The organism is Bacillus vallismortis (assembly GCF_040784915.1).
In the GTDB taxonomy this organism is placed as follows: Bacteria; Bacillota; Bacilli; order Bacillales; family Bacillaceae; genus Bacillus; species Bacillus subtilis_G.
In genome coordinates this window covers 1,308,512-1,320,947 of the sequence record NZ_CP160797.1, presented here as the reverse complement: position 1 = coordinate 1,320,947, position 12,436 = coordinate 1,308,512, and the positions used below count along the sequence as shown (strand labels likewise).

Here is a 12,436-nt window from a genome sequence, read left to right as displayed (position 1 = left end):
TGTTTTTCTATCCTTCCTGTCAGTATCCACTTGAACAAATTAATAGTATAAGTATACTATAAATGAAACCGTTTACATCATAACGTAAAATGATAGAGTCAAAAGTTTCGTTTTTTACCGAAGCTTCCGGAAAAAAGGTTTTTTTATGTTGTTAGAGGTTCTATGCTCCAGTACGTTACCCACTCCCCATTCCAATTTAATAGAACAAGAAACGAGACACGGTAATGGTCCACCTCTATCCTGCGCCTTAAAAATCTAATCATCGACTAAGTCAACGCAATAAAAAACGGCTAGAAACGTTGATATAACGTCTCTAACCGCCGTGTATGATTCCAACTGGCTCGAACCAGCGACTTCAACCCTGTCTGCCTTTTGAACAAGTATATTCGATTCTGACCAGCCCTATTAACTTCAAGGCCTATTGAATTGTACTTCTGATGACTTCTGAATGAAAATGATGAAAGTTGATAGCTTTAGACAACAACTGCCAACTTTATCTCTCTTTTTAAGAAGCCTTTTAATCATTCACATTGCTTTTCATTAACCATTCAACTTCCGTTAATTCCTGTTTTTGAACATCTTTTGTGTGTTTTTTCGTGAAATGGGCTTTAACAGCTTCTTCGTTTTCCCAAATCTCCCAAAGCATTATTTTGCGTTCCGATGGTTCAAGCGGATAAGCATGGAATGTGATACACCCTTCTTCTTTGTTCGTTTCTTCCTCAAGTTTTTTGAATTCCTTCATTATCTCACTAAGGTCTTTATCACTGATAATTTTTAAGCATGCCGTTATGTAATGCATCGAAATTCCCCCTCTTCACATTATTTTATGGCTTTTCATTATAACATTTTCTTGAAAATTATAATCTATAAATCATTAAACGACATTGGGAGCCTTTTAGACCAACTTTCTATAAATTCTAAAGCAGCTAAAGGGTACGTATCAGACGATTTGGTCCTTATTTATGCTTATTCTGACCTTTGTTTTGGCCCAAATAGAAAGATTTTTCAAAAAAAATGATTCTATTAGAGGGTGCCCTTGGTGGTATAATATTAAATATATGTAAATAAAAGGAGGTATTCGATTGTCTGTTTCGGATTTAATCCCATATCATTACGTAACTACAGACATTAATCATTGGTATGTTGTAATAAAGCAGGGTCGAGTTGAGAAAGCAAAAGAAATGAAACAACAAGTTGAAAAAGAATTTGATATGATGGAGAAAAATGAAAAGGTAGCAGTCTATCTTCAGTTATTAAAGCTACGGCACGAAATAATGCTGTCTTATCTCGAGCCTGACTCTGTTAAAAATATAGATGGTGTTTATTCTGATCTCAAAAAGACACGGGAAAGTATGGCTCCTGAATCTCTTACGAATACAATTGAGTTCTATTATCACTTTTTCACCGGTATGTATCATTTCAGAACAAGAGATTTAGTTATTGCTTTAACATATTATCGAGAAGCTGAAAAATATCTTGATTTATTAGACGATAACGCAAATACAGATAAAGCAGAGTTCTATTTCAAAGTGTCAGAGGTCTATTACTATATGAAAGAGACTCATTTCTCCATGAATTATGCTCAGCGTGCATACTCTATATTTAAAGAGCAAAAAGACGCTCAGGGTCATCTTACATATGGCAAAGAAATGGTCCAATGTCAGTTTGTTATTTTTGGAAACTGGCTAGATAAAATGTGTTATGATGATGCTTTAAAAACAGCTAAAAAGGCTTTAAATGATGCTTTAAAAATAGGGGAACAACATTTAATTGGTTCAGCTCATTTTAATGTGGGTTTATGTTATAATAACCTTGAAGAACTTGACAATGCTGAGAAACATTTTCAAATCGCCTATGAAATCCATAGGGATCGCAAACACATTTATGAGTCTAAAGCGATTTTTAATCTAGCATATGTCAAAGCAAAGAAGAATGATTTAAAGGCTGCTTTAGAATTATACCAGGAAGGTCAGAAGGTTGCTGCCAGACACAACAACCAGGAAGTAACGGAGAAATTAAAACTGGTTAAAGGTCTTTATTTATCATTCGACTTACAAACACTTAGAGAAGTGTTCAAGTTCTTCAAAGATAAAAACCTTTATGGTGATATGGAAGAATACGCTGTTGCTGTTGCTGATTTTTTGACCAACAAAGAAGATAGACATGATGCGGTCGATTTTTATCAAATGGCAATTGAAGCACGCAAACAAATTCAAAGGGGGAAACATTTAAATGAAAAAATGTAAAATTGCAATTTGTTTAGCGCTCTTGCTTGGCATTGTTGGAGTATCTAGCGCTTCATACGCTCTTTCTGAGCAGTCCACTTATAAGGTCGCAGATAGAGCAGCAACTTAATATGATATTAAGAAAAAACCCCATTTTGGCCTTTGAAGTGCACCCCAAATTTTAGACACAGTCTAAAATTTGGAGGTGCTTTTTCTTTTATTAACACATCTGTTTCTTTAGTGAAGGAACATAACATATTCTGCCACTATACACTTTTGGTTCTGCTGGATAAGGAAAACATCATTGCTTATACCATTAGACATATTACAGATTGCTTAATTTTTATATAACTGTTGGAAAGGTTTTTTTCGTCTGCGATAATTAAATAAGAGGTGAAATCAATGAATGGTATAGAATTTTTAGAGTCCGTGTCGCAACTGGGACAAATAATTTTATTGTTCTCCGGCTACGCCCTTTATTTGAGATTAGGCAAAACAAAAAAAGAACGAAAACTTACAAAATATGAAACTTTTCTTAGGTTCTTTGTAATGTTCGGCATATTTGCATGGGCGCTTTCGTTTCTTGCTTTGCATTTGTGGTAACAATCTTCTAAAGGAATTAGATGATTCGATTTAGACCAAATTTCTAAGTTAATGTTAATACTACAATACGGTTGCCTAAGAGCAACCGCAATTCTACTATTAGCTTAAACGTAAAAAGCACCTGTTTTCAGGTGCCCCAAACAACTATGATATTCTCCTCAATCTATTCGCGCCGAATCCACTGCTTTGGTATGTTTTGACGAGATCGCCCAATCGTACCGAAAAGCCCAAGATGCCGCTTCCCCTGTTCGTTCCACGTGGTACATCATACCATTTTCCGCTTAATTCCACCGCCCCACTCCAATCGTAACTCACTTCCCCTTCAAACACATTGGTCCAATTATGACCACTGCCGTTGTCGCTTAATCCTACCCACCAGATCTTATTGTTATCCAGGTGCCGGATGTAGTAAATGCCTCCATCGTCGCCTCGCCAGGTTCCTGTCAAATCGTACGCAGGTTGCCTCCAATGAGTTAGTATAGGTACCTGATTGTAGTACATAAGCAGCACTCCTCTATTGGAATTTTTATTCGTTACAGCATAAGTCCACAACAAACAGCTGGCTTTACCATCGAAGTCGTTGCCATGTAGTCGCGGCAATTCCACCGGTTACCTTGGTCAACCGGTCTCCACTACGGGCGACGACCAAGGTACCGCTTCCCCTGTTCGTTCCACGTGGTACATCCGCCCAATTTCCAGAGATCACCTCTGATCCAGTCTCATCAAACATCCGCATTCCATGAAACACGTGTGTCCAGTGTTGCCCCCTGCCATTGTCGCTAAAGCCTGCCCACCAGACATGGGGGTCATCATGCCGGATGTAGTACACTCCTCCATCGTTGCCTCGCCAGATTCCTGTCATATCCGTTTCCTGCCGAGTCGCTTGTGCATCAACAAAAGACTCCCGATCATGCATATGCCTCCAATGAGTTAGCATAGGAACCTGATTGTAGTACATAAATAGCACTCCTCTATTGGAATTTTTTGGTTTTATACGTAACATATGCTGAAACAAAACAATTGAACCTAGGCAAATGCTGATTTAAGATTAGAAATCTCAATATGATCTGATTCGAATAGCAGGTAAAATGACATACATCGTATTGATCATTTCGCCCTTTAAAATCACATTATATTCTGCTTCTTCTTTTTCCCATGGTAAAATCTCGTTGGAACTATTCAAACGATAGGATATAAACATGAAAGTATTTGAAGCCAAGACGTTGCTTTCTGAAGCAGATAAACGTGCAAAAGAATACAAAGAATTAAGAAGTCAGATGGTCAATCTAAAAAAAGCCTTCAAAGCTGTAGCTGATTTAGATGACAGTGAGTTTTCCGGCAAAGGCGCCGATAATATCAAAGCATTTTATCAAGATCATGCCGGAGTTGCTGACAATTGGATTGATCTAATTGATATGAAAATTGCTTTTTTGACAAGCATTTCAGGCGCTTTAGAGGACGCCAGCTTAGCCGATGCATACATAGAAGAATCCTTTTTAGAACATGAGCTGGCTAACGCCTACACAAAATCAAAATCTATTATGTCAGAACAAAAGAAAGCCATGAAGGATATCTTAAATGATATTGACGATGTCCTTCCGCTTGATTTGTTCTCGACAGAAAACTTCAAAGACGAACTCGCCAATGCGGAGAACCAACGCAAAAAAACCGTCAATAAGATAGACAGCGTGGACGAAGCACTTGTTTCTGAATATGCCCAGTCAGAGCCAAATGAGCAATTCATCAAGAAGGACTTTCAAAAGCTTGAGGAATCCACTGGCAAGGGTAAGAATGCTACACCTATCCACTACAATGCCAAGGCATACCGTGAAAGTGACATACATAAGAAAAAAGGCGATATCGAGAAACAGACTGAAGCCTATTTGAAGATCAAGAAAGATGAAGCGAAAGAACGAGAAATCAAAGAGCTGAAAAAGAAGCTAGCTGACGGAGTGACGGATCCGGATGAATACTTAAAAATTGCCAAGAAGGTCGGATATGAGAACCTTACCCCTGAACAGCTCCAGTACGCAGTGCAGCTGGAACAAGCAAAACAGCTGAAGGACGTCGGTGAAAGTGTAATCAATGCCGGTAAGACAGTAATTGATTTCGTCGATGGGGTTAATGATGGAATTAACGATGCGATTGACGATACGATATATGGCGTCAAAGACTTGGTTGTGGGCGCATGGGACTATTCACAGCTCCCTACCGAACTAAAACTCGCACAGTCAATTACAACCGTATTGAGCGTACCTTCTTATTCAAAAATCATCTGGACAAACCTTGTCGACTCATGGAATGATAAAATGATAAATGGTAGTGCATACGAAAAAGGGCATTATATCAGTTATGTGCTAGGAAATATCGTTGGCACAAAAGGTGCGGGTTCCGCAGTGCAAACCACGACCAAATTTTCTAAAGTAGGTAAAGTGGTTGAAGGTGGATCAGCCGCTGCTCATGTCAATAAAGGGCTTTTAAAAGGAAAAGACTTTATTAATCCTTTATTAAAAAATAAATATGAACCTGCACTTGTAGGGATAGCTCAAGATATAGAGAATACCTACAATGTGAAAAATACATCTATATTAAAAAAAGAGATTCAATCAAAACAAGATCAATTCGTCCAAGCTGCACCATATACACATAAAGATGCATTCGGTAACACCGTCACAACCAACTTAAAAAATGGACATTTAAAAAATGATGTTCATCCTGTAACCGGAGTACCTTATGATAAAGATGGCTTCCCGATTTTCGAACCAGTTACCGAAGTAAAGATTGATAGATCATTATATCTACAGAAAGATACTGCACAATTTAAAAAAGCCACTGAACTATTACAGCAAGAAATTAATAAAAATCCAGAGTTAAAAAAACATTTTACAGAAATGCAGTTAAAGCAGATTTCAAAAGGCAAAAAACCAAAAGGTTTTACATGGCACCACCATCAAAATGAAGGTATAATGCAGCTAGTAGATGCAGATATTCATGGCAAGACAGGACATACTGTAGGAAGAAACATATGGTGCGGAGGTTCCAAATACAGATAAAAGGAGTTTATTAAAATGGTTGAATGGGATTTCGGAGAGCATCCTGTTAGTAACGAGGAAATTACTGAAGTAGAAAACATGTTACAAGTCAAGTTTCCAAAAGATTATTTAAAATATGTCAAAATCTATTCCGGTGCTACCCCCTCTCCCGAAACTTTTGATCTTGAAGATAGGGAAGGAATTGCATTCGGATACTTACATAGCTTCCATAAAGAAAGCGAGTCATACATAGTTAACGTTTCTAATCGTTATCGAGATGGTAGAATGCCCGCCAAAGTAATACCGATTGCGGATGATGTGTTTGGCAATGAAATCTGCTACGATTTTCGAAAAGTAATCAGTAGTCCTTCTATTGTTTTTTGGGATCATGAAATTGCATATGAAAATCCTGATGGAGCATTGAGTCATATATGTGATTCATTTACCGAGTTGGTTAATAAACTATACGAGGAATAACGGATAACTCCCTTCTCATTACGAGAAGGGATTCTCTTATTTTAATAGAGATTCAAGCTTCGCTTTCGTTTTCGGTCCAAATGCCGTCAGGATTTAGTCCATTCATCAACTTGAACCGTCTGCTGGTGTCGGCGATGAAAAAGGAGATAAAGCAAAGAAATATTATATACCTTTTAACGGAAACGAAGATACTTATAAATCCCTTTAAAACATTTAAATAAACAGGAAGTGTTAATATGACTTTATACGAAGAATGTCTAGAAGCTCTTGGAAATAACAAAGAAGTCCTCACTATTTCTGAGACACGTAAATATCATGAACAACTTGGCGAAAGTTTCCCCTTCACATCATGGGGAAGAATTAAATGGGATGAAGTAACTTCTCACAGATCTATTGATTACGCTGAAGATATTGATGAATGGTTAATTGAGAATAAAATAGATGATAAAACTGTTATTCTCCTTTGGGCTTACGGTGATTACCCAGCTGTAAAAACCAGCTTAGACAACGCCTTAAACGTAATTGATGATGTAACTGCTGTAGGTTCAGATACTTTCATGTTCAGCGAATCTGGTTATGTGATTGAATTTTTCCATGATTGAGATGTAACAATAGGAAAGGCAATATGAAAATATTAGCCCTTCTTAGTTAAGAGGATCAATATGAATTTAGAGAAAAAAATGGAAGCTATATTAATTAAAAGAAAAGAACTTAATCTTAATGATGACTATGGAATTCAAAAGAGTTGGGATGAAATAATTAAAGTGCTCTCAGAAAATGAGGAAAATACAATTAGCTATCTAGAAAATTGTAATAAAGAAGATTTATATTGGATCAGTGAAGTATTTGAAGATTTAGCTGAAAGTTTGCAAAGTAAAGAACTTATTCATTGTTTAAGAAAATTAGATGAAAAGTACCCTGACTTAGAAATGACAAACGATATTGATATAGCAGAAAGTTATATAGAATAGGATACGTACCATTTCTCAGATTTGAAGTTAACATTTCTTGGTGGTGATAAGTAATGATTGAAATCGAAGTTTCTGATCCTGTGTTTAGATTCCTTGGTGGGTATTTCCATCAGGATATTGATTCTCCAGAGTCAGCACTTGATGAATACTTAGAGGAGATACCAAAAGAAGAGCGAGAAAATGATGTAGCAGCACTTAAAGAATTTATAAACAGCGATTATTCGGATGAAGAAAAGAATGATTTTATCGATGAAGCTGCTGACGGAGTGGACATTCTTAGTTACGGAGCATCTCCATTAGTATGGCTCGAACAAGTTATTCAAAAAATAGAAAAGAATATTGAAACTTTATAATCCATGAAACCTAGCACAAAATCAGCTCAAAAAACCCAATTCGTCCCCAACTCGATGAATGATGACAAAATCAATAAACAAGCAAAGTAAAAAACCCTTGCTGCGCAAGGGTTTAAGCTATGATTCCGACTGGGCTCGAACCAGCGACCTCTACCCTGTCAAGGTAGCGCTCTCCCAGCTGAGCTACGGAATCATGATATGTATGTGTTGCTGGGTATGTTGTTGTCTTTCTGACAAGTTCTATTATATAACCTCCTCCTCTATTCGTCAACTGCTTTTTCAGAAAAACTTTTTTTCGGACTTGCTGTTCTGTTCCTCGGCTATTATAATATGTTTTAATTTTCTAACAATAGAGGTGATGGGGTTTTGCATTCTTTGATTTCTTCTGATGATGTTTGGGTATTGTGGGGGTTTATTGCGGTGTGGGCGGCAGTGAGCATCGGGCTGGAGCAGCGTTTTAAGTGGGCGTCCGCTGTGTCTGGCGCTATCATTGCGCTTGTAGGTGCTATGGTGTTTACAAATATAGGAGTGCTTCCTGTTGAGTCGCCTGTATATGATACTGTGTGGTCTTATGTGGTGCCGCTGGCGATTCCCCTTTTGCTGTTTCAGATCAATGTGCGGCAGATTTTTAAGGAAAGCAGGCGTTTGCTCTTTATTTTTCTGATTAGCTCTGCTGGCACTGTGCTTGGGAGCGTCCTCGCTTTTTTTCTTTTCAAACAGCATATTCCTTATCTCGATAAAATCGGCGGGATGATCAGCGCCTCATATATCGGCGGCGGGATCAACTTTGCGGCGATGGCGGCGAAATTTGAGACACCTGGGGAATATGTGTCGGCTGCCGTTGTGGCTGATAATCTTATGATGGCGCTGTTGTTTTTTATCTTAATCAGCATTCCTGCGGTTAAATGGTTTCAGCGACATTATGCTATGCCGTTTGAAGAAAAAGTAAAAACCAATGGAAACAGCGGAAACAGTGCAGAAAGCTATTGGAAACGGAAGGACATTTCCTTAAAGGATATCGCTTTTAATGCCGGTGCTGCTTTTGCGCTTGTTGCAGTTAGTGTGAAGATTTCCGGCTTTTTTAAAAGCCTTTTTTCTCATCCCCTGTTGACCGGAACGCTTGGCGATCAGTATCTGATGCTCACGTCTTTAACTGTTCTTATCATTTTTCTATTCCCGCGTTTTTTTGAAAGGCTTAATGGATCTCAAGAGCTTGGAACCTTTTTGATATATTTGTTTTTTGTGGTGATCGGCATTCCTGCAGATCTGCGCTTAATCGTCACCAATGCGCCTCTTATTCTCTTATTTGTCTTAGTTATTGCGCTCAGCAATGTAGCTGTTTCCTTAGCCGTCGGAAAATTGTTCCGCGTGCGGCTTGAAGAAATTTTGCTGGCTGTCAACGCTGCTGTCGGAGGGCCGACGACAGCGGCTGCAATGGCAATTGCCAAGGGGTGGCGGGAGCTTGTCGCCCCGATTATGCTTGTCGGTACACTCGGCTACTTAATTGGGAACTATGTCGGCACCTTTATGGGAAATTGGTTTTCTTCCTTTTTATAAAAAGGATATTTGCAGTTTCTTCAGAATAATGTAAGAGGACTGCTGACATGAGAACGGAGAGATCACTGTATGTTAAAAGGAAAAAACATCTATGTAAGACCTTTAGAAGTAAAGGATGCGGAAGAAAATCTGCGGCTGCAAAGCGAAAATCGGGACTTTTTTGAACAGTTCTCCATGATTCGCGCGGACGATTACTATACGGTTGAGGGGCAAAGACAACGAATAAGCGAGTATCAGCAAAGACTGGAGAAAGATGAAGAGTATCATTTTGGCATTTTTACTGCGTCAGACGATACATTAATTGGGACGGTTTCTCTCTTTCAAATCATTCGCGGAGCGCTGCAAACGGCGTTCATCGGGTATTTTTTAGACAAAGCCCATAATGGAAAGGGCCTGATGACAGAGGCGGTCAGATTGATTGTTGATTTTGCGTTTCACGAATTGAAACTGCACCGTATTGAAGCCGGTGTGATGCCCCGCAATCTCGGGTCCATGCGTGTATTGGAAAAAGCGGGATTTCATAAAGAGGGCATCGCCCAAAAAAATGTGAAAATCAACGGCGTTTGGGAGGATCATCAAGTCCTCGCGATTCTGAATCCTGATGATGAACAATAAAAGAAGCCGGGCCATCCCCGGCTTCTTTTTTAACGAACCGGCACTGCCGCGATTTCTTTCAGCGCTTGTTCGAAATCACGTTCTAAATCGTCTGCGTTTTCGACACCGACACTAAGACGGAGCAGGCCGTCTGTGATGCCGCGTTTTTCCCGCTCTTCCTTAGGCATTGCCGCGTGAGACATCGTTGCCGGATAGGACAAAATCGATTCCACGGCGCCAAGGCTCACAGCAAAGACCGGAAGTGATACATTCTCTACTAACTTCTTAACGGCCTCTTTGCTTTCAAGCTCAAAAGATAGCACAGCCCCCGCTCCCGTTGACTGGCTTTTATGGGTTTCAGCGCCCGGGTGATCAGCCAGCCCCGGATAATAGACGCGTTTCACAGATGGATGTTTCTGAAAAAACTCCGCAAGCCGCTGCGCTGTTTGGCTTGCTTTCTCCAAACGGATCTGCAATGTTTTTAATCCGCGCAGCACAAGCCAGCAATCTTGCACGCCAAGGACGGCGCCGAACGCGTTTTGCAGCTTATACAGCTGTTTCCCAAGCTCTTCATCCTTGACAGCAGCCAGGCCTGAGAGCACATCGCTGTGCCCGCTCAGGAATTTTGTTGCGCTGTGAAGCACAATATCCACGCCGAGATCAAGCGGACGCTGCAGAGCAGGAGTCATGAAAGTATTGTCCAGAAAGGTCAAACAGCCGTTTTCTTTCGCAAGCTGAACAACCGCTTTAATATCAGTAATGCCAAGTGTCGGATTTGACGGTGTCTCCATATAAATGACCTTTGTATTCGGCTTGATATTCCGCGCCACTTCGTTAATATCAGTCATGTCGACAAACGTATGCTCAATGCCAAACCGGGTCAGCACCTCTGTTACCATGCGGAAGGTTCCGCCGTATACATCTTCTGTCACAAGAACATGGTCGCCCTGTGAGAGAAGTAAAAATGCTGTAGAGATCGCAGCCATGCCTGAACTGAAAGCAAATCCTCTCGTCCCTCCTTCAAGTGCGGCAATGGTTTCTTCGAGAGCTGTTCTTGTCGGCGTGCCTGAGCGGCTGTAGTCATATGCGCCAAACTCTTCAAATGAAGTTTGATGAAATGTCGATGCGTGCTGAATCGGCACACTGACCGCCCCGGTTGCGCCGTCTGTTTTAAATGGATTGTGCACGAGCTGGGTTTCCAGCGTCCAATTGTGATTACTCAAATGAAACAGCTCCCTCTTTAACCTGACATAACGCTTGTTTTACGTCTTCTTTTAAATCTTCCACATGTTCAATTCCGACCGAAAAGCGCAGCAGACGATTGCAGACCCCGTTTGCGATACGGATCTCTTCAGGAATATCCATGTGCGTCTGTGTGGCAGGGTATGTAATAAAACTCTCCACCCCGCCGAGGCTTTCCGCAAAACAAATGGTCTTCAGCGCTTTTAAAAACGGGTTCACCCACTCTTCTTTTTGAAGACGGAAGGACAGCATGCCGCCTTTTCCCGGATACAGCACATCCGCAATTTCTTCCTGCTTTTCTAAAAACGCCGCTAACTCCTGCGCGTTTGTCTGGTGCTGGCGCATTCTGAGGCTGAGTGTCTTCATTCCTCTCATCAGAAGCCATGAATCAAACGGAGGCAGGACCGCGCCAATGGCATTTTGGTGTTGAAACATTTCCTCTCCAAGCTTTTCATCTTTCACAACGACAAGCCCCGCAAGCAGGTCGTTATGCCCGCCTAAATACTTGGTTGCGCTGTGAATCACAATGTCAGCCCCCAGCTCAAGCGGTCGCTGCAAGACCGGTGTATAAAATGTATTATCTACGATCAGCAGAAGACCGTGCTCTTTTGTCATCCGGGCGATTTTTTCAATGTCCGCCTCCTGCATGAGCGGATTTGTCGGTGTTTCCACAAACACCGCTTTTGTATTCGGCGTAATCTTAGAGCGTAAACAGTCTTCGTCGCTGAAATCATCATAATGAAAGGTCAAGCCGTATTTTTTCCATTCATTTTCAAACAATCGGTACGTGCCGCCATATAGGTCCGATGAAACGATCAGTTCATCTCCGCTTTTAAACAGCGCCATAATCGTTTGGATGGCTGCCATTCCCGAACTGAAGGCAAGCCCTCTCGCTCCGTTTTCTAAGCTGGCGATCGCGTCCTCCACAAGCTGGCGTGTCGGGTTTTTTGTGCGGACATAATCAAATCCGGTTGATTCTCCGATCCCTCTATGGCGGTATGCTGTTGATAAATAAATAGGAGGACTCACCGTTCCCGTTGCTTCGTCGCTTCGGTTCCCGATTTGGGCTAATTTCGTTTCAACATGCTGTGACATAAGCAGACACCTTCCCTTTTCAAAATAAAAAACCCCTTCTTCATAAGAAGAAGGGGTTTAAACTTCTTCTTATCTTCCAAGCATAAAACGCTTGCTGGATTTAGCACCTTGGCGCTTTGCACATACGCAAAACAAGCCGGTTGCTGAGGTTTCTAAGGGCCAGTCCCTCCACCTCTCACGATAAGAAATATCGATTTCAATTTTCTGATTGTTTTATATTAACGCAATTCGCAGTTAATTTCAACACTTTTTTCTTCGGGTTCCGAACAGTTTAAAGAGAGAAATTT

Annotated in this window: 11 protein-coding genes, 1 tRNA gene, 1 pseudogene and 1 riboswitch; of the genes and pseudogenes, 9 read left to right on the top strand and 4 right to left on the bottom strand. The window is 40.6% G+C overall.

The features are described from left to right. Window positions 1–517 precede the first annotated feature (517 nt). The gene (locus tag ABZM97_RS06610; RefSeq protein WP_087990829.1) at window positions 518–799 is read right to left on the bottom strand and encodes a putative quinol monooxygenase; all 282 of its coding nucleotides are present in this window, start codon (window positions 797–799) and stop codon (window positions 518–520) included. Between the two features lie 283 nt (window positions 800–1,082). Between ABZM97_RS06610 and ABZM97_RS06605 the strand changes: the two genes are divergently transcribed. From ABZM97_RS06605 to ABZM97_RS06575, 7 genes and pseudogenes are all read left to right on the top strand, one after another. Then, on the top strand, window positions 1,083–2,246 hold the full coding sequence (locus tag ABZM97_RS06605; RefSeq protein WP_087990828.1) for a tetratricopeptide repeat protein: 1,164 nt from the start codon (window positions 1,083–1,085) through the stop codon (window positions 2,244–2,246). 381 nt (window positions 2,247–2,627) lie between these two features. Continuing rightward, window positions 2,628–2,828: a hypothetical protein gene (locus tag ABZM97_RS06600; protein ID WP_367387323.1), complete on the top strand. Its 201-nt coding sequence runs from the start codon at window positions 2,628–2,630 to the stop codon at window positions 2,826–2,828. 1,199 nt (window positions 2,829–4,027) lie between these two features. Next, the gene (locus tag ABZM97_RS06595; protein ID WP_367387322.1) at window positions 4,028–5,881 is read left to right on the top strand and encodes a T7SS effector LXG polymorphic toxin; all 1,854 of its coding nucleotides are present in this window, start codon (window positions 4,028–4,030) and stop codon (window positions 5,879–5,881) included. Window positions 5,882–5,896: 15 nt separating this feature from the next. Further along, window positions 5,897–6,337 carry an SMI1/KNR4 family protein gene (locus ABZM97_RS06590; RefSeq protein ID WP_202328426.1) on the top strand — a complete coding sequence of 147 codons (441 nt, stop codon included), beginning with the start codon at window positions 5,897–5,899 and terminating at the stop codon, window positions 6,335–6,337. Window positions 6,338–6,573: 236 nt separating this feature from the next. Then, window positions 6,574–6,936: pseudogene (locus ABZM97_RS06585) on the top strand (hypothetical protein); the annotation flags it as partial. A gap of 63 nt (window positions 6,937–6,999) precedes the next feature. Then, complete coding sequence (locus ABZM97_RS06580) at window positions 7,000–7,308, top strand: hypothetical protein (RefSeq protein ID WP_202328427.1); 309 nt, start codon at window positions 7,000–7,002, stop codon at window positions 7,306–7,308. Between the two features lie 53 nt (window positions 7,309–7,361). Then, window positions 7,362–7,661, top strand: a complete 300-nt coding sequence (locus ABZM97_RS06575; RefSeq protein WP_367387321.1) for a contact-dependent growth inhibition system immunity protein — start codon at window positions 7,362–7,364, stop codon at window positions 7,659–7,661. Between the two features lie 120 nt (window positions 7,662–7,781). On the opposite strand, the gene ABZM97_RS06570 is transcribed toward ABZM97_RS06575, so the two are convergent. After that, a tRNA-Val gene (locus ABZM97_RS06570) sits at window positions 7,782–7,854 on the bottom strand. Between the two features lie 173 nt (window positions 7,855–8,027). Between ABZM97_RS06570 and ABZM97_RS06565 the strand changes: the two genes are divergently transcribed. Beyond that, window positions 8,028–9,218: a DUF819 family protein gene (locus ABZM97_RS06565; RefSeq protein ID WP_367387320.1), complete on the top strand. Its 1,191-nt coding sequence runs from the start codon at window positions 8,028–8,030 to the stop codon at window positions 9,216–9,218. 69 nt (window positions 9,219–9,287) lie between these two features. Continuing rightward, window positions 9,288–9,833, top strand: a complete 546-nt coding sequence (locus tag ABZM97_RS06560) for a GNAT family N-acetyltransferase (protein ID WP_087993922.1) — start codon at window positions 9,288–9,290, stop codon at window positions 9,831–9,833. 29 nt (window positions 9,834–9,862) lie between these two features. Here the strand turns inward: ABZM97_RS06560 and metC are convergent, their stop codons facing one another. Together metC and metI are read right to left on the bottom strand one after the other, a co-directional pair. Next, a complete protein-coding gene (gene metC / locus ABZM97_RS06555) occupies window positions 9,863–11,035 on the bottom strand; it encodes a cystathionine beta-lyase (RefSeq protein ID WP_087993923.1) in 1,173 nt (390 codons plus the stop codon). Beyond that, complete coding sequence (gene metI, locus ABZM97_RS06550) at window positions 11,028–12,149, bottom strand: cystathionine gamma-synthase/O-acetylhomoserine thiolyase (protein WP_087993933.1); 1,122 nt, start codon at window positions 12,147–12,149, stop codon at window positions 11,028–11,030. Before metI ends, metC begins: the two co-directional genes overlap by 8 nt. Window positions 12,150–12,215: 66 nt before the next feature. Then, window positions 12,216–12,336, bottom strand: a riboswitch (SAM riboswitch). Window positions 12,337–12,436 lie beyond the last annotated feature (100 nt).

Bases quoted from the DNA above. Each gene is read 5' to 3' on its own strand.
- ABZM97_RS06610 (WP_087990829.1), bottom strand. From the start codon at position 799: ATGCATTACATAACGGCATGCTTAAAAATTATCAGTGATAAAGACCTT.
- ABZM97_RS06600 (WP_367387323.1), top strand. From the start codon at position 2,628: ATGAATGGTATAGAATTTTTAGAGTCCGTGTCGCAACTGGGACAAATA.
- ABZM97_RS06595 (WP_367387322.1), top strand. From the start codon at position 4,028: ATGAAAGTATTTGAAGCCAAGACGTTGCTTTCTGAAGCAGATAAACGT.
- ABZM97_RS06590 (WP_202328426.1), top strand. From the start codon at position 5,897: ATGGTTGAATGGGATTTCGGAGAGCATCCTGTTAGTAACGAGGAAATT.
- ABZM97_RS06580 (WP_202328427.1), top strand. From the start codon at position 7,000: ATGAATTTAGAGAAAAAAATGGAAGCTATATTAATTAAAAGAAAAGAA.
- ABZM97_RS06575 (WP_367387321.1), top strand. From the start codon at position 7,362: ATGATTGAAATCGAAGTTTCTGATCCTGTGTTTAGATTCCTTGGTGGG.
- ABZM97_RS06560 (WP_087993922.1), top strand. From the start codon at position 9,288: ATGTTAAAAGGAAAAAACATCTATGTAAGACCTTTAGAAGTAAAGGAT.
- metI (WP_087993933.1), bottom strand. From the start codon at position 12,149: ATGTCACAGCATGTTGAAACGAAATTAGCCCAAATCGGGAACCGAAGC.